The 21,848-nt window shown below is 71.8% G+C and carries 17 protein-coding genes; 1 reads left to right on the top strand and 16 read right to left on the bottom strand.

Annotated features, from left to right (window positions below):
* Positions 1 to 16 precede the first annotated feature (16 nt).
* The 9 genes from NUV38_RS12175 to NUV38_RS12135 form a co-directional block, all read right to left on the bottom strand.
* Positions 17 to 1,144, bottom strand: coding sequence for a YihY/virulence factor BrkB family protein (locus NUV38_RS12175; RefSeq protein ID WP_257729371.1), 1,128 nt, complete (start codon positions 1,142 to 1,144; stop codon positions 17 to 19).
* The gene (locus tag NUV38_RS12170; RefSeq protein WP_257729370.1) at positions 1,141 to 1,554 is read right to left on the bottom strand and encodes a type II toxin-antitoxin system PemK/MazF family toxin; all 414 of its coding nucleotides are present in this window, start codon (positions 1,552 to 1,554) and stop codon (positions 1,141 to 1,143) included. Before NUV38_RS12170 ends, NUV38_RS12175 begins: the two co-directional genes overlap by 4 nt.
* A 74-nt stretch (positions 1,555 to 1,628) precedes the next feature.
* Positions 1,629 to 3,221: an AMP-binding protein gene (locus tag NUV38_RS12165; protein ID WP_257729369.1), complete on the bottom strand. Its 1,593-nt coding sequence runs from the start codon at positions 3,219 to 3,221 to the stop codon at positions 1,629 to 1,631.
* 74 nt (positions 3,222 to 3,295) lie between these two features.
* A complete protein-coding gene (locus NUV38_RS12160; protein ID WP_257729368.1) occupies positions 3,296 to 5,236 on the bottom strand; it encodes an exopolysaccharide biosynthesis polyprenyl glycosylphosphotransferase in 1,941 nt (646 codons plus the stop codon).
* Positions 5,233 to 5,682, bottom strand: a complete 450-nt coding sequence (locus NUV38_RS12155) for a UDP-N-acetylglucosamine--LPS N-acetylglucosamine transferase (protein WP_257729367.1) — start codon at positions 5,680 to 5,682, stop codon at positions 5,233 to 5,235. Before NUV38_RS12155 ends, NUV38_RS12160 begins: the two co-directional genes overlap by 4 nt.
* 1 nt (position 5,683) lies before the next feature.
* Positions 5,684 to 6,673: a glycosyltransferase family 2 protein gene (locus tag NUV38_RS12150; RefSeq protein WP_257729366.1), complete on the bottom strand. Its 990-nt coding sequence runs from the start codon at positions 6,671 to 6,673 to the stop codon at positions 5,684 to 5,686.
* Complete coding sequence (locus NUV38_RS12145; RefSeq protein ID WP_257729365.1) at positions 6,670 to 7,122, bottom strand: adenylyltransferase/cytidyltransferase family protein; 453 nt, start codon at positions 7,120 to 7,122, stop codon at positions 6,670 to 6,672. The genes NUV38_RS12150 and NUV38_RS12145 overlap by 4 nt, the downstream gene beginning before the upstream one ends.
* Before the next feature lie 125 nt (positions 7,123 to 7,247).
* Positions 7,248 to 8,171, bottom strand: a complete 924-nt coding sequence (locus NUV38_RS12140; protein WP_257729364.1) for a glycoside hydrolase family 16 protein — start codon at positions 8,169 to 8,171, stop codon at positions 7,248 to 7,250.
* A gap of 16 nt (positions 8,172 to 8,187) precedes the next feature.
* Complete coding sequence (locus tag NUV38_RS12135; RefSeq protein WP_257729363.1) at positions 8,188 to 9,042, bottom strand: sigma-70 family RNA polymerase sigma factor; 855 nt, start codon at positions 9,040 to 9,042, stop codon at positions 8,188 to 8,190.
* A 223-nt stretch (positions 9,043 to 9,265) separates the two neighbouring features.
* Between NUV38_RS12135 and NUV38_RS12130 the strand changes: the two genes are divergently transcribed.
* The gene (locus NUV38_RS12130) at positions 9,266 to 10,519 is read left to right on the top strand and encodes a Wzz/FepE/Etk N-terminal domain-containing protein (protein ID WP_257729362.1); all 1,254 of its coding nucleotides are present in this window, start codon (positions 9,266 to 9,268) and stop codon (positions 10,517 to 10,519) included.
* 18 nt (positions 10,520 to 10,537) lie between these two features.
* On the opposite strand, the gene NUV38_RS12125 is transcribed toward NUV38_RS12130, so the two are convergent.
* The 7 genes from NUV38_RS12125 to NUV38_RS12095 all read right to left on the bottom strand — a co-directional run bounded on the left by NUV38_RS12125 (position 10,538) and on the right by NUV38_RS12095 (position 21,500).
* Positions 10,538 to 12,016: a lipopolysaccharide biosynthesis protein gene (locus NUV38_RS12125; RefSeq protein WP_257729361.1), complete on the bottom strand. Its 1,479-nt coding sequence runs from the start codon at positions 12,014 to 12,016 to the stop codon at positions 10,538 to 10,540.
* Positions 12,006 to 13,298, bottom strand: coding sequence for an O-antigen ligase family protein (locus NUV38_RS12120; RefSeq protein WP_374627056.1), 1,293 nt, complete (start codon positions 13,296 to 13,298; stop codon positions 12,006 to 12,008). The genes NUV38_RS12125 and NUV38_RS12120 overlap by 11 nt, the downstream gene beginning before the upstream one ends.
* Before the next feature lie 64 nt (positions 13,299 to 13,362).
* Positions 13,363 to 14,070 carry a CDP-alcohol phosphatidyltransferase family protein gene (locus NUV38_RS12115; RefSeq protein WP_257729359.1) on the bottom strand — a complete coding sequence of 236 codons (708 nt, stop codon included), beginning with the start codon at positions 14,068 to 14,070 and terminating at the stop codon, positions 13,363 to 13,365.
* Positions 14,071 to 14,078: 8 nt separating this feature from the next.
* Positions 14,079 to 16,913 (bottom strand): fibrinogen-like YCDxxxxGGGW domain-containing protein, encoded by a 2,835-nt coding sequence (locus NUV38_RS12110; protein WP_257729358.1) that lies wholly within the window; start codon positions 16,911 to 16,913, stop codon positions 14,079 to 14,081.
* Positions 16,914 to 17,055: 142 nt separating this feature from the next.
* Positions 17,056 to 19,374: a fibrinogen-like YCDxxxxGGGW domain-containing protein gene (locus tag NUV38_RS12105; RefSeq protein WP_257729357.1), complete on the bottom strand. Its 2,319-nt coding sequence runs from the start codon at positions 19,372 to 19,374 to the stop codon at positions 17,056 to 17,058.
* A 114-nt stretch (positions 19,375 to 19,488) separates the two neighbouring features.
* Positions 19,489 to 19,890 (bottom strand): DUF779 domain-containing protein, encoded by a 402-nt coding sequence (locus NUV38_RS12100; RefSeq protein ID WP_257729356.1) that lies wholly within the window; start codon positions 19,888 to 19,890, stop codon positions 19,489 to 19,491.
* Between the two features lie 86 nt (positions 19,891 to 19,976).
* Complete coding sequence (locus tag NUV38_RS12095) at positions 19,977 to 21,500, bottom strand: aldehyde dehydrogenase family protein (protein ID WP_055964450.1); 1,524 nt, start codon at positions 21,498 to 21,500, stop codon at positions 19,977 to 19,979.
* Positions 21,501 to 21,848: the final 348 nt, after the last annotated feature.

Below are 21,848 nucleotides of genomic sequence, written 5' to 3'. Positions count from 1 at the left end.
GCTCTCTGCGTCCAGCCTAGGCGGTGCCGGGGCGAGCCGAGGCGGGCTCGGGTGGCGTCGACGGTGGCACCGCCCCGTCGGACTCGTCGTCCTCGTCGGCGGGCTCGTCGAGGGGCTCGTCGTCGGGCTCGTCGTCGGGCTCGTCGTCGGGCTCGTCGTCGGGCTCGTCGTCGGGCTTGTCGAACCGGGCCTCGATGACCTCGAAGCCCTTGTGCCGCTGGGCCTTCGCGTAGGCGGTGTAGGCCCGCTTGTCCGCATCGGTGAGGTCGACGTTGTCGGTGAACGGCGTCAGCAGCGCCCGCGGGTACAGACGTCGCCGCAGGACGACGTTGAGCTCCAGGCCGAGCACGGTCATGACGGCGGCGACGAAGATGAAGGCCACCAGGCCGAGCACCAGCGCGAACGTCGGGTCGACGGTCCGGCTGGCCCGGTTGATCACGTTCGTGACGTACGTGTTGCCCGCCAGCTGCAGCACCTGCCAGCCCACGGTGGCGAGGAGCGCCCCGGGCAGCACCGACCGGGTGGAGGCACGTCCAGCGCTCACCAGCCGGAACAGGCCCACGAAGATGGCCGCCGTGAGCACGAAGCCGACGCCGCGGACCAACGGCCCGGTCGCCGGCCCGACGGTGCCGCCGAACGCGTCCGGGTTCGCGAGCACCGACGTCGCGATCGCGAGCGCGAGGATGCCGAGGCCGGCGATGGCCAGGAAGATCAGGCTGCGCAGCCGCATCAGGAACGGGTTCGCGCGGCTGTTGCGCGGCACCGACCAGGCGATGTTCGCCGCGTTCTGCGCCGCCTGGCCCAGTCCCATCGCACCGTAGGTCGCGACGATCGAACCGACGACGATGGCCGACGTGCTGCCCTGCAGCCCCTGCTCGCTGGCGAGCTGGTCACCCACGATGGGGAACTGGCTCAGCGCCGTGTCGAGCAGCCGGTCGCGCAGCTGGGGGTCCCCCTGCAGCACGAAGCCGAGGATGGAGGAGGAGATCAGCAGCAGCGGGAACACCGCGATGAAGGCGTAGTAGCTGACGATCGCCGCGAGGTAGGGGCCCTGGTCGTCGAAGTACTTGTAGATGACCGCCAGCGGGAACGCCAGGACCGGGTGCCGGCGCTGGAACCGGTCGATCGCGTCGATGACCTTCATGCGGGGCGCTGGCCGGGGTCGGGCCGGCCGAGGTCGAGCAGGTGCCCCCGTGCGGCCGCGAGCACCGCGTCGTAGCGCGCCTCGTCGAGCACGGCGCCCTCCCGGCGCACCGCCGTGGGGTCGAGGTCCAGCAGCCGGTCGAGCCGCACCTCGCTGGGGCGTCCGCGCGAGTCCCACCCGCCGGACCCGAGGTCGAACCAGAAGCGGCCCTCGCGGGCCTCCTGCGCGGCGTCGCGGTCGTGGTCCTTCGACGTGAGCATGAGGCCCACCAGCCGTTCGCCCTCACGCCCGATCACCAGCACCGGACGGTCCTTGCCCTGCGCGGGGTCGTCCTCGTACGCGACCCACGTCCACACGACCTCGCCGGGGTCAGGACGGCCGTCCGGCTTCGGCGCGTACGTGAGGTCCACGGCGCAAGCGTCCCACATGCACCACACCGCGCAGGTCGTGACGCACGGGGCCCTCCGACGGAGCGCCCTCGGGCTCAGTCGAACTCGGGGAGCTCGCGCTTCATCACCTTGCCGGTGGGGTTGCGCGGCAGCTCGTCGAGGAACTGGAGGCGGCGCGGCACGGCGAACCGCGCCACCCGCTCCTTGGCGTACGCCACGACCTCGTCCTCGTCGAGCGACTCGCCGTCCTTGACCACCACGTAGGCGGCCAGGCAGTGGCCCCAGTCGTCGTCGGGGATGCCGACCACGACCACGTCGGTGATCGCGGGGTGACCGATGAGGGCGTCCTCGAGCTCGCGCGGGAACACGTTCTCGCCGCCGGAGATGACCATGTCGTCGTCGCGACCGGCCACGAACAACCGGCCGCCCTCGTCGAAGTAGCCGAGGTCACCGGTGTGCATGAGACCGTCGCGGAAGTCCTTGGTGTTGCCGTCGGTGTACCCGCCGAACTGCATCTCGTTGCCCACGTAGATGACGCCGGTCTCGCCCGGCGGCAGCTCGTTGCCGTCGGTGTCGAGCACCTTGACGACGGTCCGCCAGGGGACGCGGCCCGCCGTGCCCGGCGCGGCACGCAGGTCCTCGGGCGAGGCGACGGACACCCAGCCGGTCTCGGTGGCCCCGTAGAAGTTGTAGACCGAGTCGGTGAAGCGGTCCATGAAGTCGGTGGCCAGCTCGCCGGCGAGCGCCGAGCCGCTCGACGCGGTGATGCGCAGGCTCGACACGTCGTGCCGGTCGGCCTTCTCCCGGTCGAGGTTCACCAGGCGCTGGATCATGAGCGGCACCACGACGAGCACCTCTGCGCGGCGCTCCTCGATGTCGCGCAGCACCTGCTCGGCGTCGAACTTGCGACGCAGCACGTACGTGGGCACGGTCGACAGGCCGAAGCCGAAGTTGAGCAGTCCCCACGAGTGGAACAGCGGAGCGGCCAGCACGACGGTCGAGTTGCCGCCGTACGGGATCGAGCCGAAGAACGTGAGCAGCGGGTCGAGGTTCTCCGGCTCCTTGCGGTTCGCGCCCTTGGGCAGCCCCGTCGTGCCGGACGTGAAGATGACGATGCCACCGGGCTTCTCGGGCTTCTTGTGCGCCTTGCCGGGCTGGCCCTGGGCGATCTGCGACAACGTCGGCAGGCCGTGGCTGTCGTCGTCGGACCACGCCACGACCACCATGTCGCGGTCGATCTCGGAGGTGACCTCGAGGAACTCCTGGTCGACGATCGCGAACTTGGTGTCCTCGCGCCGGGTCAGCTCACCGAGCTGTGAGGCGCTGGCCATCGTGTTCAGCAGGAGGACCTTGGCGCCGATCTGCATGATCGAGACCATCGAGACGACCATCCAGCGGTGGTTGCGCCCCATGAGGGCGACCGCGTCGCCCACCTGGACGCCGCGCTCCTTCAGGGCGGCGGTGGTGCGGTTGATCTCGTCGCTGAGCTCGGACCAGGTGATCTCGCCGGCGTCGTCGACGATCGCGGTCTGGTTCGGGTAGCGCGCCGCGGCCGCCGCGACCGCCGCCGGGAAGCCCGGGCCCCAGGTGGCGAGCTTGACGCCCGCCTTGAGCAGCCGGTGCGGCAGCTGAGGCTTCAGCAGGCCGATCTGACGCAGGACCTTCAGCTTGTAGGCGATGTCACTCATGCGGTCCGGCTACTCCTCGTGGTGCGGGTGCGGGGATGCGTCACAGTAACAGCGAGTGACAGTCCGGTGCGCGTTCAGAGAGCGCCGTCACGTGCCACCACGGCACGGACCGTGCGGAGCAGGATCGTGGCGTCGAGCCGCAGGCTCCAGGTGTTCACGTACTGCAGGTCGAGCCGGATCGACTCCTCCCAGCTGAGCTGTGAGCGGCCGCTGACCTGCCACAGACCGGTGAGCCCGGGGCGGACGTGCAGACGTCGCCACACCCACTGGCTGTACTGCGCCGTCTCGCGCGGCAGGGCCGGACGCGGTCCCACCAGCGACATGTGTCCCAGCAGCACGTTCACCAGCTGGGGAAGCTCGTCGAGCGAGGTGCGACGCAGCAGCCGACCCACCGAGGTGACCCGGGGATCGTCGTCCAGCTTGAACAGCGGCCCGGCCCCCTCGTTGCGCACGACGAGGTCGGCCAGCCTCTCCTCGGCGTCGACGACCATCGTGCGGAACTTGAGCATGGTGAACGGCTTGCCGTCGCGGCCGGTGCGCTCCTGGCGGAAGATGACCGGCCCCGGCGAGGACCCCTTCACGGCCACGGCGATCGCGAGCAGCACGGGCGACAGGACCAGGAGCCCGCCGAGCGCGACGACACGGTCGAAGACCGTCTTCGCCGCGACCGAGACGAGGTGCTCGTTGGGCGGGCGCATCGTGAGGGCGAGCTGGTCGGCCACGATCTGCGGACGCATGTACTCGACGTGGTCCTCCATGTCGGCCAGCACCAGGCACTCGACGTCGGCGCGCTGCAGCGCCCACGCGAGGTGGCGCAGCGACGGGGTGGTGAGGGCGTGGTCGGAGGCGATGACGACCGACCGCGCGCGGGACCGGGCCACCGCCGCCAGCACGTCGGGCACGATGCGCGAGAGCGAGCCGGGCGAGCCGAGCGGGACCGACTCGGCCTGGCCGCGCCACACGCAGGACGAGACCACGGCGACGTCGCTGCGGTCGCTCCAGCGCTGGGTGAGCCGACGGACCGTGCGCTCCTCGCCCACGAGCACCGTGGGGGTGCGTCGGCGGGCGACCCGGTGCACCGCGCCGTAGCCGACGAAGGTGGCCACGGCGAGCAGCGCGACGAGCAGGGCACTGCGCAGGCCCACGGTGTTGTTCGCACCGAGCAGGAGCGCGGCCACGAGCATGGTGCCGACGAACGACAGGAAGCGCACCGCCGGCTTGAGCGACGTGGCGCGCTCGTAGGCCGCCTGGGCGAGCCAGCTGTAGACGAGCCACACCAGGACGCTGACGACCACGACCCGCCCCGACACGGGGCCCACGGCGAGCCGGCTGCTCAGCATCAGCGTGACCGCGAAGGTGAGCACGTAGCCCAGCAGGCCCTGGCGGACCGCGTCGGCGAGGACGCGGAACGGACCGCGCCGTCCCCGCTGCTCACGTGCGGCGAGGAACTCCTCGCCGGCCGGCAGCCGGTTGCTGCGCGGCAGGCCCAGCCGGGTTCGACCCTCGTCGTCGCGGCGGGCCTCGGGCAGCTCTCCGAGCAGGCGGACGGCCTCGACGACGCCGGGCGTGGGCTCGACCTCGCCACTGCGGGTGGCGACGGTCCCGTCGGCCGCACCGTCGAGCAGCGCATGGAGCTGCTCGCGCGTCTCGGCGACGTGGACCAGGCCCATCTCGGCCAGGCGGCGCGCCAGCACCACCTGGTGGTCGTCGACCACCTCGTGGCCCACGGGGACGCGGGGCACGACGATCGGGATCCGGCCTGCACGACGAGCGTCCATCACGCCGCCGGCACCACCCTGCAGCACCACGACGTCGGCACGCCGGTAGTGCTCGAGCAGCTCGTCCGGCGCCATCATCGTCCGGTTGGTCGCGCCCTCGATCGGCCTCGTGGACCCGTGCTGGAACACGACCTCGGCGCCGTGCTCGCCCGTCCAGGGCTCCAGCCAGTCGACGAAGCGGTCGAACGGGTGGTGGTACGTCCCGACGCTCGCCACGAGGGTGAGGTCGTTCGTCACAGCACGAGCCCCACGGTCTGGGCGCGCGGGAGCTTCTCGCTCAGCTGGTCCCACTGGGTCAGGTACTCGTCGACGAAGGGGTACACGAGCCGGCCGGTCAGCGACGGCTTGTCGATGCGGTCGATCGTCTCGAGGAAGATCGACCGCGCCCCGACGCGACGCGCCTGGCGCAGGAAGGGGACGGCGACGGCCGCCCCGGTGCTGAAGACGACGTCAGGACGCCACTCGTCGATGACACGTCGCGCCAGCATCATGTTGCGAGCCAGGTTGGGCAGGTTGCGCTGCGTGGGCCAGGCGCACTCGATGACCCGCTCGTCACGCAGCTTGAGGCGGGCGTCCTCGGTGGGACCGGTCACCCAGAGCCGCTCGTGCTGGCCCCACCAGGGCTCGAGCGCGAGGGCCTGGGCGAGGTGCCCGCCGGAGGAGCAGGCGATGAGGATGCGCATGTCAGATCCCCTTTCCGAAGCGTCGGGCGACGGTCACGACGGCGCCGGTGGTCGCCAGGCGCAGGCCGATGACGAGCGCGAGCCAGGCGCGGAGGTTGGTGCGGCGCAGGGCGATGGCGCGACGGGCGTGTCGCCGACCGGCCGCGCGCTGGCCCGACGAGACCTCGCCGAACGCGATCTGCGAGAGCATGCGCGAGTGCGCGGCGTCGTCGTCGGCGAACTCCGGGTGCTTGGCCAGGAGGTAGGTGAGCGCCGCCGCGTAGTCGGCCCAGCGCCCGAAGAAGTAGGACTGGCCCTGCCAACGAACACGCACGAGGGGCTCGTTGACCAGGCGGACCGGCGCGAGCCGCGAGGCGCCGAGCAGGACGTCGGTGTCCTCGGCGTAGCCGCGGGGCAGGTCCTCGTCGATCATGCCGATCTCGTGGACCAGCGCCTCGCGGCGGAACACGAAGCTGCTCGAGTGCAGGCCGCCGAACCGCTCACGCACGAGCTCGGCGTGGGAGACCACGTCGCTCGGGACGAGACGGTCGGTGAGCCGCTCCCCGTCGTCGACCTGCATGGCCGTGGCCACGAGGCGGACGTCGGGGTGGTCACGGAAGAGGGGCATCTGCGCCGCGAGCTTGCCGGCCAGCCAGGTGTCGTCGTCGTCGAGGAACGCGACGAAGTCGTGGGAGGCGGCGAGGATGCCGCTGTTGCGGGCACCGGCCAGGCCTCGGGTGCGCTCGTTCACGACGGCGCGCAGCGTCTGCGTCGGGCCGGTGACCACGGCGGGGAGCACGGGGTCGCAGGCGTCGAAGACGACGACGACCTCGAGGGGACCTGCGTACTCCTGGTTGAGCACGCTGCGGACGGCCTCGGCCATCAGCTGCGGTCGGTCGTGCGTGGGCACGACCACCGTGACGGCCGGGGCGTACCCGACCGTGTCGTCCTCGACGGCGTCGTCGGTCGTGCGTCGGTCGACCCGCGAGGCGTGGACGGTCGGCACGCTCACAGCTGACCCTCGAGCTCGGCGCCGGTGAGGTGGGCGCGCAGGATCGTGCTGGAGGTCTGGCGGGTGTACGGGTAGTAGACGACGTCGACGCCGATCGCACCCATCGACCGCTCGAGGCGGTAGCCCTTCGGGGTCCCCTGCCAGTCGTCGCCCTTGAAGATGACGTCGAACGGACGCTGGTCCCAGACCATCTTCTTGTCCTCGGAGCGGTCGATGACGACCTCGTCGACGATCCCGAGGGCCGAGATGATGTCGATGCGCTCGTCGCACGGGACGACCGGGGGCCGACCCTTCAGCAGCTCGACGTACTCGTCGCTGGCGACGCCCACGACGAGGTGGTGGCAGCGGTGCCGCGCACGGCGCAGCAGGTTGAGGTGGCCCACGTGGAACATGTCGAACACGCCGCTGGCGTACCCCACGTCATAGGTCTTCCGGTCGATGGTCACCATTTCTCCGATCCCCTGGATGTGACACTCACCCAGAAGGAGCAACGAGGGTGCGCTCCGTGACGCCGGATGGGACACCGGTTCTGGTGGCGCTCGTCACGATCGCCCGCGCGGGGCCCCGGGACGGCTCAGGTGCGCGGTCGGTAGACCCGGACGTGGTCGACCTCGAGCGTGGCGGGGAGCCGGGTGGACCCGGGCCGCTCCGGGTCGAGGCGCCCCCAGTACCGCCCGCCGACCTGGAGGTTGAGCCGGATGTTCAGCTCGTCGTCGAGCGCGGCGGCCAGGCGCGGCTCCCGGCTCAGGTCGACGTGACCGGTCGTGCGACCGTCGAGGGAGAAGCGCAGGCAGCCGGGCACCCAGTCGACGGCGAAGACGTGGAAGTCGTCGGCCAGCGGCCCGTCGGCCGAGCCCCAGCCCCCCACGCGTCGGTAGCCCTCCGGGGCCTCGGTGTCCTCGTGCACGGTCCAGGCGTACTGCGACGCCATGTCCTCACGCGGGCGCGCCGCCGGCGTCCCCCACGCCTCCACCACGTCGATCTCGCCCGGCAGGTCGTCGGCCCTCAGCCAGAACGCCGGCCAGAGGCCGCGGGACTCCCCGGGGGCCACGGGCAGCCGGGCGCGCACCTCCCAGCGGCCGTACTGCTGCGAGAAGTGGCCGATGGTGTCGACGTAGCCGGTCGTGACCGGTCGCAGGCCACTCGGGTCGCCGGCGGCGTCGTCACGTGCGGTGATCCGCAGCGTGCCGTCGGCGACGGACACGTTGTCGGCCCGGATCCTGGCCTGGTCGAACGACAGGGTGGTCGCGTCGCGCACCGTCCAGCGTCGTGGGTCCAGACCTGCGGTCCCCTGCCCCGCTCCGTCGAACTCCTCGGACCAGGACGGCTCGCCCTGGTCCGGGTCGGACAGGTCGAGCGCATCGACGTCGCCGACGGCGCAGCGCACCGAGGACGCGTCCGGCGGCACGTCGGCCCCGTCGTCGCGCACGACGAGCAGCCCGGCGACGGCGGTCGTGACCACGACCGCCGCACCGAGGACCAGCGGACCGCGTCTCACCGGTGCGGCGAGGTGGTCAGCCGCGCGCTGCGGCGACGACCGCCGCAGCAGCGACGATCCCGGCCGTCGCGCCGGCCACCGTGCTCATGCCGTCGGCGAGCCCGGTGGTGCCGGTGGGGGCGACCACGCGCGCGTTGACGTCCTCGATCTCGAGGTAGCTGGCCATGCACGCGGGGCAGGTCTCGAGGTGGGCGTGGATGCGCTTCTGCTCACGCATGCCGGCCGTGCGTCGCACGAGCGAGGCGAGGCGGGGCCGCACCTGGCGACACTCCTCGGTCTCGGACCCGGTGTCGACGGCGACGTGCTGGGCGAGGTAGGCCTCGCGCAGCCCGGCCCGCGCCCGGTAGACGAGAGCGGAGACGCTGTTGGGCTTGAGGCCGAGCCGCTCGCTGATCTCGTGCGGCTTGAGTCCCTCGACGTCGAGGTACCACAGCACGGTGCGCCAGCGCTCCGGCAGCGACTCGAACGCCGTGCGGACGAGGTCGCGCTCGAAGCTGTCGAGCTGACCGTTGCCGAACGGGACCGCCGTGTCGATCTTGGCGAGGTCGTCGGTCGGCTGGACGCGCTGACGCAGTCGACCCCGACGTCCGGCCTCGTGGCGCACCGAGGTGAGCACGTAGGCGCGGAAGGCGTGGTCGGGGCCGTTGCCCCGACGCAGCTGGCCGAGCACCTGGGCGAACGCCTCGGACACGGTGTCCTCGGCGTCGCCGTGCGACGACAGGCGTCTGGCGAGACGCAGGGCCACCGGGCGGTAGCGGCGGAAGAGCTCGGCATAGGCGTCGTCGTGACCGTCTCTGGCGAGCCCGAGCAGATGCGCGTCGTCCAACGTCGAGGTGGACGCGCGCACGGATGTGCACGAGTTTTCAGACATGTATTTCCCCTGGATGAATTCCAGCCGTCTCTCGAGGTGACGAGGTCCCGGCCGGACCACCTGCGCTTTTTGACACAGGCGGTTACAACGAGCCCCATACTAGCGGCAGACCCATGAGGGTCAATGACGCACGTCACAGGGGTACGCACCGGTACCCCGGCGTCATGAACGCCGGCCACGGCACTCCTCTTGCATGATGTCCCGGTCCCAAGGAGTCAGTTCCATGCAGCCCGCACCGCCCCAGCCCGTCCAGCTCAGCGAGCTCGCGGGATCGTTGCGCCGTCGCTGGCGCGTCCTCGCGCTCGGCGCCGCCGTCGGGCTGCTGCTCGGCGTCCTCGCCTGGGCGGTCCTGCCCGTGACCTACACGGCCACCACGTCGGTGCGGGTCTCCTCGGTCGACGTGCCCTCCTCGGGGTCGAGCGCCACCGCCGCCCTCGACGTCGCGACCGCCGCGCAGCTCGTGACCTCCGGCGACGTGCTGGCTGCCGCGGCCGACGACCTGGGCACCACGCGAGGCGAGCTGAAGGACGGTGTGCGCGTCGAGAACCCGCCCGACACCGCCGTGCTGAACATCACCTACACGGCCTCCTCCGCCGACGCCGCCGCGACCGGGTCGCGTGCCGTGGCCGAGGCCTTCCTCGGTGTGCGCGGCAAGACCGCTGCCGACGAGGTGCAGGCCCAGCAGGAGGCCACCTGGGACCGCGTCTCGATGCTCGAGCGCTCGGCGCAGCGCTACCCGGCGGGCTCGCCTGCCAAGGCCTCGATCCTGCGCCAGGCCGAGTCGCTGGGCGACCGCGCGGCCGAGCTCGCCACCGCCGACACCACGCCCGGCCAGATCCTCGGAGCCACGGCCACACCCTCCGGCCCGTCCTCGCTCGGCGTGCTGCCGCTCGGCGTGGCCGGCCTCGCCCTCGGCCTGCTCGTCGCGGTGCCGGTCGCCCTGACGCGTCGCACCGCCGCGAGCGCCGGCATCGGCGACGTGGGCGGGCTCGGCTCGATCCACGAGGCGGCCGTCCTCGACGGCACCCGTGACCCGCGACCGCAGGACACGTGGGACATCGCGGCCCTCATGCTCAAGCTCCCGAGCGAGCTGCCGGCCGACACCGGCTACACGCTCGTCGTCGACGGGTCGGTGGGCACCCAGCCCGGCGCGGCCCTCGCCGAGGCGCTGCGCCGTCGCGGTCGGGCCGTGCGTCACGTGGACGCCGCCGTCATCAACGAGGGCAAGCTGGCCCGCGGGTGGCCCACCCAGCGCAAGCAGGCGACGTGGGGCGGCGAGGTGGTCGTCATCGACTCCTCCGAGCTCACGTCCGACGCGCTCAAGGTCACCCTCGCCACCCGGAGCGACCAGATCGTCCTGGCCCGCTCGGTCGACGACGACGCGCTCGCCGCACGCCGCCTCCGCGGGCTGCTGCGCGCCCAGGGTGTCGACGTCGCGCTCACCGTGCTGCTCCCGCAGCGCGACGCGCGGCCGTGACGGAGCGGCTGCGTCGGCTCAGGCTCCGCGGAGCCTGACCAGGTCCACCAGGCCCAGCCGTCGGCGCAGCAGTGCTCCGACGGCCAGGTAGACGACGGCGAGGGCTGCCGTGGTGGTCACGGCCACCCGGGCGCCCGTGCCCCACGTGGCGGCCACCAGCATGCTCGGCGCCAGCACCAGGACGGCCGGCAGGGCCGCGGCCAGGAGGATCGGCCCCCACGGCGGTCGCACGCCCATGAGGACCTGCACCTGGTAGCCGACGACCGCGGTGTCGACGACGATCGTGACCGCCCAGGCGACCGCGGCACCCTCGATGCCCCAGTGCGGCACCAGCACGAGCAGCAGCACGACGTCGAGGGCGAGGGCGCCGGTCTTGTCGGCGAGCTGCCAGCTGCTTCGACCGGCCATGAGGAGCACGCTCTGCACCGCGCCCGCCGCGGTGGCGACCGCCATGGCCGCCGCCAGCACGCGCAGGGAGGGGGCACCGGAGTCGAACCCGTCGCCGAAGATGCCCAGCACCGGCTCCGCGAACACCGCCAGGACGGCGTAGAAGGGCCAGGCCGCCCACACCATGGCTGCGGTGACGACGCCGTACAGACGTCCGACCAGGGCGTGGTCGCCCCGAGCCGACGCGGCACTGATCGCCGGGCCCACGGCAATGCGTGCCGCCTGCTGCACCACCTCGCCGGCCCGTGCGCACCGCGTCACCACGGCGTAGACACCCGCCTCGGCCGGGGAGGCGAAGACGCCGACGATCACCACGTCGACCCACTCGAGCACGATCTCGACGCACGCCGTCGCGCCGCGCGCGGCACTGAACCGCCAGAAGCCGGGGTAGGCCGTCCGCGCCCGGCCCTCGATCCGGGCGCGACCCGTGACGTGACGCGCGGCGAGCGCCGTCGCGACGACCAGCACGAGAGGCACCGGGAGGAGCCAGGCCGCGACGACCTCGCTGACACCCCAGCCCGCCAGCACGGCCACGCCCACCGCCACCATCCGCCCGGCCGGCAGCAGGATGTTCTGCACCAGCGGGAACGCGAGCGGGTCGCCCGCACCTCGGGTGATGCCCAGGGCCAGGGCCGTCAGGGAGGCCAGCACGGTGAGCGGGACGGCCGCCACGACCACGACCGGCGAGAGGCCCGAGGGCGCGACCGCGAGGGCCAGCGGGGTGCCGAGGGCCACGACGACGGCCCCGCCCACCAGGACGGGGACGACGGCCGTCCGGACGATCTGCGCCGTGTCCTCCGGGCGACCCAGCGCCCGAGTGGCCGCGACGAACCGCACCAGACCCGTGTCGGCACCGAGCTCGGCGCTGTTGGCGACGATGAGGAAGACGGCGACGACCAGGAAGTAGACACCCGACCCCTCGGTCCCCAGGTGCCGGCCGACGAGCGCGGCCAGCACGAGGTTGACCATCGCACCGAGCGCACCCCCCACGAGGTTCGCGACGGCTGCCGTGCCGAGGCCCGACCGACCCGACGTGACCTCAGTCGTCATCGTCGAGGCCGTAGCGACGCCTCAGCAGGATCGCCGCCACGAGCGCGATGGCGAGGAGCTGGATGATGTCGAGGCCGTACACGATGATCGCGAGGCTCGAGACGACGAGCGTCGCGTGCAGGGCCACGTCGACGTCGTCGCGGCAGTACCGGGTGCGCCAGGTCGAGCCCCAGAGGAAGGCCAGGAACAGCGCCAGCCCGACGAAGCCGAAGCTGAACATGAGCGTCCAGATGTAGCCCTGCGTGCCGACCGAGAGCGCCTGCTCGGCGGAGGGCCGGGGTGCGCCGTACCCCAGGAGCGGCGACGCCAGGGTGCGCTGGATCGTCTCGGCGTAGAGCGTGAAGCGGGCGCCGTTGGACTGGCCGTACTCCTGACGCACCTCGAACTGGGTGAACAGGCCCTGCCAGACCAGCACCCCTCCGGCAGCCAGCCCGAGCAGGGTGAGCGTGATGACCGGTGCCGCCCGGTCGCGCAGCGCGTAGCGCACCAGCACGTAGGCCCCGGCCAGGGCGAGCGCGGCGAACATGCCGCGGTTCGACGTGGCCATGGCGGGGAAGATCATGACGCCCGCACCCACGATGATGGCGCACCGCAGGAGCCACGACCGGGTCATCATGAAGCAGGCGAGCGCGATCGGGGTGAGCACGAGGATCGCGACACCCCAGCTGTTGGCGTACGGGAAGGGCGCCGAGGGACGCACGAACGGCTCGGGCGCACCCCAGGGGTGCTGCACCTCGGCGAACGGCGGGAAGAACAGGTCGCGCACGTACGAGTTGCCGCTGATCGACGCCGGCAGGAGCATGCCGACGGGCGTCGTGAGCCGGGTGCCCGGCAGGAGCATGCCGAGCACTCCGCCGACGATCACGAAGAACCACAGGAACGTGAGTCCGTGCACGAGCCGCCGTCGCGTGAGGCGCGTGCGTGCCGCGACCGTGTACACGAAGGCGATCGCGACGAAGGACATGATGGCCAGGCGGAAGCCGAAGCCGAGCATGCGCGGGCCGGTGTCGATCATGACCGCCGACGCCGCCATCCACAGGCACAGCCCGACGAGCGCCCCCACGCCCGGGACCCAGAGGGCGTAGCGCCGCACCAGCATGAAGCCGAGCATGACCACGGCCATGGTGACCGCACCCGGCACGACGGTGAGCCCGAGGACCCACATGAGCGGGAAGCCCCAGAGCATCGTGAGGAGCGGCCAGGCCGGCAGGGGGTCGGACGGCAGCCGCCGGGTCGGCTCGGTGCCGACGAGGTCGGTCCACGACATCTCGCGCACCCTCATCGCTGCCACCGCACCATGCTCGCACGCAGCCCGACGGCCGGCCCGCGGTTCGACCCGAGCGGGCTCATCCGAGCGCGCGCAGCGCCCGGAGGCGGCGGCGCAGGGTCATGACGAGCAGGAGCAGGTTCGCCGCGGCGAGCAGGCCGTACCCCACCAGGAAGGCGCCCGGGAGCGGCCAGAGCAGGAAGACCAGGTTCTGCACCCCGACGTCGGCCGGCAGCTGGACGATCGAGGAGTACCGACCGGCCGACGCCGCCCGGTCGCTCCTGCGTGGCGCGAGCTGCTCGGCGAGGATCTGGGCGAAGAACCGCACCGAGGCGACGAAGGCGAAGCCCAGTGGCAGGAGTGCCCACGCCACGTCGAGGTCGGTGTGGCGCAGCAGCGCCACGGCCACGGCCAGGTGGAGCGCCAGCGTCCGGGCGGCATCGACCGTGTGGTCGAGCCACTCCCCCGCCACCGACCCGCTGCCACGCAGCCGCGCGAGCTGTCCGTCGGCCGCGTCGAAGGCGAACGCACCCTGCAGCAGCAGCGTGACGGCCACGCCCGTGAGCACGCTCGGGGCCGGGAGCACCAGCACGGCGAGGGCGGCCACGACCAGCAGGGCGCTGACGGCCGTCATCTGGTCGGGGGTGGCCCCGAACCGGTGCGCCACCGCCGCGATGCCGCGCCCCAGCCGTCGATTGACCGCACGCATGTACAGCGGCACACCGGTGCCGTCCTTCTGGGCTGCGGCGAGCCGGTCCCAGGAGGTGCGGACGTCGAGTGCGGTCATGGGGATCCTCAGCGGGAGGCGACGATGTTCGCGTCGAAGCTCGTGTTCGGGGTGCTCCGGTAGTTGGAGTGCACCTCGGCGGTGATGACGTTCGACCCGTCCCGCAGGGCGGAGAGCGGGATGTCGATCGTCACCGGGTTCGCGGTCGCGGTCGTCGTGCTCGGCGCGGCCGTGGCGTACGTGCTCGGGCCGACCGTGCCGGTGGGCAGGTTCACCCGGGCCACCTCGGTGCCGTTGACGTAGAAGACCATGCCGTCGTCGGCCCGCGTCGTGAGCCGGTAGCGGGTGAAGGCCGCCACGTCGGCGATGTCGACGGTGCGCCGGTAGTAGGACGTGAGGGCGCGCGTGCTGCCCGCCGCGACGTCGATGTTGGTCGCGATCGGACCGCTCCCCCATCCCAGCGGGGCGGGTCCGCTGCGCCAGCCGGAGGCGTCGAAGGCGTCGCCCTTCCAGTCGGTGGCCACCGGCGCGGTGTTGTCGAAGTAGTAGGACCAGGTGGCGCCGTCGGCCAGGACGGTCGCCGACTGCGCCGGCTTGGCGACGGCGGTGCTGGCCGACCAGTTGCCCTGCCCGTCGCTGGCCCGCACGAAGAACCGGTCCGCCGAGGTGGAGCCCGGCACCGAGACCGTGGTCGAGCTCGTCGTGGCGACCACCCGGTCGTTGCGCAGCACCTCGTAGGACACCCCGTCCGACGAGCTCGCCTTCCAGGACACGGTCGCCGACGAGCCCTCGACGACGGCCTTGGCCTCGCTGGGAGCCGACGGCGCCTTCGACGGCCGCGGCGCGAACCGCGCGAACCCGCCGGAGAACTGGTTGCCCCCGCCGTCCTTCACGCTCGTCTCGATCGACCCACCGGCCCACAGCGTGCCGTCCTTGGCCACCGACACCGCCCACACGCCGAACCCGCCGCGGGACTTCCACTGCGGCGCGAACGTCGTCACGAACGCACCGGTCGCGTTGTCCCACGCCCCGAGCAGGGAGATCTTGCTGGCCTGCTTCCAGGCGACGGACGTGGTGCCGGGGTTGAAGTTGTCGTAGTTGGTCGTGCCCTCGTAGTTCCAGTCACCGCAGTGGCAGCCGCCGTACACGACGTCGCTCGTGCCGTCGATCGCCTGCAGGTCGCCGCCGGCCTTGGTGATGTTGGTGTCCTTGAGCGTCAGCGTGGAGGTGTCGTAGGAGAACATGCTGTGCTGCGAGCCACCGAGCCACACCTTCGACCCGAGCTGCTTCACGGCCTGCTGGTAGCTGGCGCCCGAGGTGCTGTAGGTGGGGTCCCAGGCAGGGCTGGCGACCGGGGCGCCCGAGGCGGTGCTGATCGCGACACCCTTCTTCACGGTGGTGGAGCCCGAGGCGGTCATGTAGCCCGCGAAGTAGACCCGGGAGCCGTCGTCGGCGACGTCCATCGCGGCGACGGTGCCGTTGAAGTTGGGGTTCCACGCGGCGTCGCCGTTGCCGGTGGACAGCGAGATGCGAGCACCGTTGCGCTCGTACCAGGCCAGGTCGCCCTTGACCACGTGCGTGAACAGCCCACCGACGTACAGCTGGCCGTCGGAGACCTCGAGGCCCCGAACGCTGACCTTCCCCGACGATCCCCGGTTCTGGACCTCGGTGGTCCACGATGCGGAGAGGTCACCGCTGCTCGCGTCGAGGACGGCCAGACCGGAGCGCGCCTGACCGTTGGCCGTGGTGAACTCGCCCCCGACCGCCAGGCGGCCGTCGGGCAGGGCCGCGAGCGAGCGGACCTGGTTGTCGAAGGTGGGGCGGAAGCTGCTGATCCACTCCCCCGTGGTGGCGTCGAAGGCCGCGAGGTAGGGCTGCGCCACGCTCTGGGAGCCCGACTGGTTGCGCACGGTGGTGAAGTTGCCGCCCACGTACATCGTGTTGCCGATCTGGGCGAAGGTCTGCACCTCCGTGGCCAGCTCGCCGGTGCCACCGGCGCCCGTTCCGGTGACGCCCCAGGGCTGGGCCATGGAGCCGCTCCTGGCCACGGGCAGCGCGGTGATCGCGTCGGTGCCGGCGTCGGGGACGGTCGGGAACGACAGGTCGGACTGACGCAGCTTCGGGCGGATGAACACCTGCGTGAACGGCGTGGCGTTGCCGTTGCCCGTGGCGTACAGGTTGCTCGAGGCAGAGGTGGAGCCGGTGACCGCGCTGCCGTAGTTGAAACCACGGACCCACCCGTTGGTGCTGGACTCGAACGTCCAGACCCGACGCAGACGGTTGGCGGACGTCGTCGACGTCGTGCCGAAGTCGCGCGACGTGGCCCCGGAGAAGGACGTGCCGTCGAACGAGGCCGACGTGAGCGGGTGGCCGGCGCCGAACGCCCACGACCACGAGGCGAGCGACCTGATGCGCATCCGCACGTCCTGCCACGACGTCCCGTCGGCGTTCGCGGCACGACGCAGGCGGACCCCGTCGCTCAGCGCGTCCACACGCCCGCCGCCGAGCAGGGCGTCGACGGTGGCCGTCGACAGCTTCTTCGGCGCGAACGCCGATTGACCGGTCGGGGTCGACGCGATCTGCGCCGGGGTGCCCTGGGCGTCGCCGTCCCAGTTCCAGCCGTCGCGACCGCGGCCCACGAGCACCCACCCACCACCGTCGGTGGTCATGTCGCAGTAGAACTGCGTGGGCGTCCGCAGCTGCGGCGTCAGCAGCCAGTAGACGCCGTCGGTGGCCGAGGGCTTGACCTGCTTGACCTCCCAGCAGGAGGCGGCGGCCGACGCCTGGGTCGAACCGTCGGGCACCACCGTGGCCGCCTGCGCGGCAGGCACGACGCCGGTCAACCCGGTGACGACGACGGCGAAGGCGGCCGCAAGCGCGGCGAGGCTGGTCTTGGTACGCACGGAGGATCCTCGATCGGTTCGGAGCACGAGCCGGTCGTTCCCCCGACGGCTCACGGTCTGAAAGAGGGGCCAGACGCGCGACCATGACGCGACTGCTCCGACGGAGTTCGGGTGGGTCGCATCACACGTCCGACGGACCTGGTCAGGAGACGGCTGCTCGCACGACGGAGGTGCTCGCCGACCAGTTGCCCTGCCCGTCGCTGGCCCGCACGAAGAACCGGTCCGCCGAGGTGGAGCCCGGCACCGAGACCGTGGTCGAGCTCGTCGTGGCGACCACCCGGTCGTTGCGCAGCACCTCGTAGGACACTCCGCTCGACGCGCTCGCACCCCACGAGACCGTGGCCGACGAGCCCTCCACGACGGCCTTGGCCCCGCTCGGCGCCGACGGGGCCGACGCCGGCCGCTGTGCGAACCGCGCGAACCCGCCGGAGAACTGGTTGCCCCCGCCGTCCTTCACGCTCGTCTGGATCGACCCACCGGCCCACAGCGTGCCGTCCTTGGCCACCGTCACCGCCCACACGCCGAACCCGCCACGGGACTTCCACTGCGGCGCGAACGTCGTCACGAACGCACCGGTCGCGTTGTCCCACGCCCCGAGCAGGGAGATCTTGCCCGCCTGCTTCCAGGCCACCGAGGTGGACCCGACCTTCAGCGAGTCGTAGCTGGTGGCGCCGGTGTAGCTCCAGTCGCCGCAGTGGCAGCCGCCGTACACGACCCGGCCGTTGTCGCCGATCGCCTGCAGGTCACCGCCCGACCGGGTGATGTGCGCGACCTTCAGCGCCAGGGTGCTCGCGTCGTAGGCGAACATGCTGTGCTGCGAGCCGCCCAGCCAGACGCGGGACCCGACCTGCCGGACCGCCTGCTGGTACGTCGCCGTGCCCGTGGTGCTGTAGCGAGGCTTCCAGGCCGGCGAGGCGATCGGCGCCCTCGCCGCCGTGCTCAGCGCGAGGCCCTTGCGCACGGCACGACCGGCCGCCTTCGTCATGTAGCCCGCGAGGTAGAGACGCTTGCCGTCGGCCGCGACGTCGAGGTCGGCCACGGTGCCGTTGAGCTTGGGTGCCCACCGGGTGTCGACGACGCCGGTCGACGACGAGACCCTCGCCACGAACGGCAACGCAGTGGATCTCGAGCCCTTCCGCACGTGGGTGAAGCGGCCGCCGACGTAGAGACGGCCGCCGGCGACGTCGAGGGCACGGACCGTCGGCTTGCGGTCCCCCGTGGTCTGCACGACGCCGGTCGTCCAGCTCGGGTCGAGCGCGCCGCTGGCGGTGAACACCGCGAGGCCGCGGCGCGTGCTGCCGTTCACCGTGGTGAAGTCGCCGCCCACGGCCAGTCGATCGCCCGGCAGTCGCACCAGCGCTCGCACCTGACGGTTGAGCCGGGGGCGGAAGGACGGGATCCACTCCCCCGTGGTGGCGTCGAACGCCGCGAGGTAGGGCTGCGCCACGCTCTGGGAGCCCGACTGGTTGCGCACGGTGGTGAAGTTGCCGCCCACGTACATGGTGTTCCCGACCTGCGCGAACGCCTGCACCTCGGTGCCCAGCTCCCCGGTGCCGCCCGAGCCGGTCCCGGTGACGCCCCACGGCTGCGCGAGCGACCCGCTCCTGGCCACGGGCAGCGCGGTGATCGCGTCGGTGCCGGCGTCGGGGACGGTCGGGAACGACACGTCGGACTGACGCAGCTTCGGGCGGATGAACACCTGCGTGAACGGCGTGGCATTGCCGTTGCCCGTGGCGTACAGGTTGCTCGAGGCAGAGGTGGAGCCGGTGACCGCGCTGCCGTAGTTGAAACCACGGACCCACCCGTTGGTGCTGGACTCGAACGTCCAGACCCGACGCAAGCGGTTGGCGGACGTCGTCGACGTCGTGCCGAAGTCCCGCGACGTGGCCCCGGAGAAGGACGTGCCGTCGAACGAGGCCGACGTGAGCGGGTGGCCGGCGCCGAAGGCCCACGACCACGAGGCCAGCGACCTGACCCTCATCCGCACCTCCTGCCACGCTGTGCCGTCCTGAGAGGCGGCGCGGCGCAGGCGGATGCCGTCCTCGAGGGCGTCGACGCGGCGACCCCCGAGCAGGGCATCGACGGTGGCCGTCGACAGCTTCTTCGGCGCGAACGCCGACTGACCGGTCGGGGTCGACGCGATCTGCGCCGGGGTGCCCTGGGCGTCGCCGTCCCAGCTCCAGCCGTCGCGACCGCGGCCCACGAGCACCCACCCACCACCGTCGGTGGTCATGTCGCAGTAGAACTGCGTGGGCGTCCGCAGCTGCGGGGTCAGCAGCCAGTAGACGCCGTCGGTGGCCGAGGGCTCGGCCTGCTTGACCTCCCAGCACGACGCTGCCGCGGCCTCGGGAGAGGCGCCGTCGGGCGTGGTCGGCGCGGCCTGGGCTGCAGGCGGTGCCACGACCAGGGCGACGACCAGGGAGGCCGCAGCGAGCAGGCCGACGCGGGGGGTGCGACGCATGGGGGATCCTCTCGGGGCGGCGCGGAGCGCCGACATCCCCCACGCAGAGGAGGGTGGGCCCGGGTCATGACGCAGCTTCGTCGCACGTGCACGACACCGTCCCGGGGCGCAGCGCTACGTGACCGGCGTGAGGGCCGCGGTCTCCTCCTCGGTGAAGATCCGCGAGCGGATGATGAACCGCTGGCCCGTCGGGCCCTCGATGGAGAAGCCCGCACCGCGGCCCGGCACCACGTCGATCGTGATGTGCGTGTGGGACCAGTAGTTGAACTGCTCGCGCGAGATGTGCACCGGCACCACGCCCACCTCGTCGATGCCCGGCTCGGGACCGATGTCCAGGTCGCCGAGGTGCACGTCGGTGGGCCCCACGATGTAGAAGCCCTGGGTGAAGCACATGGGTGCGGACCCGTCGCAGCAGCCGCCCGACTGGTGGAACATCAGCGGCTTGCCGTGGGAGGCACGGAGCTCGCGCAGGAGGTCGGCGGCCTTCTCGGTCATCGCGATGCGCTCGACGGTCATGACGACTCCTTCGGGTGGTGCGGGTGGGAGGACGACCTCGAGGCCCGACCCTGGGGGCCGGACCTCGAGGCGTCAGCGCTGTCGGCTCAGAAGAAGCCCTGCGCGTTGTTGGAGTAGCTCACCAGCAGGTTCTTCGTCTGCTGGTAGTGGTCGAGCATCATCAGGTGGTTCTCGCGGCCGATGCCGGAGGACTTGTAGCCGCCGAAGGCGGCGTGCGCCGGGTACGCGTGGTAGTTGTTCGTCCACACGCGGCCCGCCTGGATGTCGCGACCGGCGCGGTACGCCGTGTTGGTGTCGCGCGACCACACCGCGGCACCGAGGCCGTAGAGCGTGTCGTTGGCGATGCTCATGGCGTCGTCGTACCCGTCGAACCCGGTGACCGAGACGACGGGGCCGAAGATCTCCTCCTGGAAGACGCGCATCTTGTTGTGGCCCTGGAAGATCGTCGGCGCCACGTAGTAGCCGCCCGACAGGTCACCACCGAGGTCGACCCGCTCACCACCGGTGATGATGCGAGCACCCTCCTGCACGCCGATCTCGAAGTAGCTGAGGATCTTCTCCAGCTGGTCGTTGCTGGCCTGCGCCCCGATCATCGTGTCGGTGTCGAGCGGGTTGCCCTGCTTGATCTGCTTGGTCCGCTCGGTGGCGGCGGGCAGGAACTGCTCGAGGATCGAGTTCTGGATCAGGGCGCGGCTCGGGCAGGTGCAGACCTCGCCCTGGTTGAGGGCGAACATCGTGAAGCCCTCGAGCGCCTTGTCGTAGAACGCGTCGTCCTTGGCCGCGACGTCCTCGAAGAAGACGTTCGGGCTCTTGCCACCGAGCTCCAGCGTGACGGGGATGAGGTTCTGGCTGGCCATCTGCATGATCAGTCGGCCCGTGGTGGTCTCGCCGGTGAAGGCGATCTTGCGGATCCGGCTGGAGGAGGCCAGCGGGGCCCCGGCCTCGGTGCCGAAGCCGTTGACCACGTTCACGACGCCCGGGGGCAGCAGGTCGGCGATCAGCTCCATCAGCAGCATGATCGAGGCCGGCGTCTGCTCGGCGGGCTTGATGACCACGGCGTTGCCGGCGGCCAGGGCGGGCGCCAGCTTCCAGACCGCCATGAGGATCGGGAAGTTCCACGGGATGATCTGGCCGACCACGCCCAGCGGCTCCTGGAAGTGGTAGGCCACGGTGTCGTCGTCGATCTGCGACAGGTGGCCCTCCTGGGCCCGGATCGCACCGGCGAAGTACCGGAAGTGGTCGACGGCGAGCGGGAGGTCGGCGGCCATGGTCTCGCGGACCGGCTTGCCGTTGTCCCACGTCTCGCCCACAGCGAGCATCTCGAGATTCTGCTCGATGCGGTCGGCGATCTTGTTGAGGACGACGGCACGCTCGGCCACGGAGGTCTTGCCCCACGCGGGTGCGGCGGCGTGGGCGGCGTCGAGGGCGGCCTCGATGTCCTCGGCGGTGCCGCGGGCGATCTCGCAGAAGACCTTGCCGTTGACCGGCGAGACGTTCTCGAAGTACTGGCCGTTCGCGGGGGCCTTGTACTCGCCACCGATCCAGTGGTCGTAGCGCGACTTGTAGGTGACGACGGAACCGTCGGTACCGGGCTGGGCGAACACGCTCATGGGGGCTCCTCGAAGGGGTGGGATCAGGTGAGCGTGACGCTAGTCACAGGACCGTTGCAACGACGTTGTGCCGACGTTGCGGGGTGGTTGCCCCGGTCGCTGGTGGGGCGCCGTGGGTGGGTCGTGGGTTGCTGCTGAGTCGCTCCGGCTGGGTCTTCTCGTGCGGCTGCGCTCCCGCGGGTGGGTCTTCTCGTGCGGCTGCGTTGCTGTGGCTGCGAGTCGACCTGCGGCCGCGTCCCTCGGGGTGGGTCGTTCCCTGCTGCTGCGTCGCTGTGGCTGCGAGTCGACCTGCGCTCCGAAAGGGCCTCGACCGGCAGACGGGTCCGGGGTCGAGCGAGCACTCGGAGC

The sequence above is a fragment of the Aeromicrobium sp. 50.2.37 genome (assembly GCF_024655735.1).
GTDB lineage: Bacteria > Actinomycetota > Actinomycetes > Propionibacteriales > Nocardioidaceae > Aeromicrobium.
Note: the sequence above shows the minus strand (reverse complement) of the source record. Positions and strands in the feature narration are given on the sequence as shown.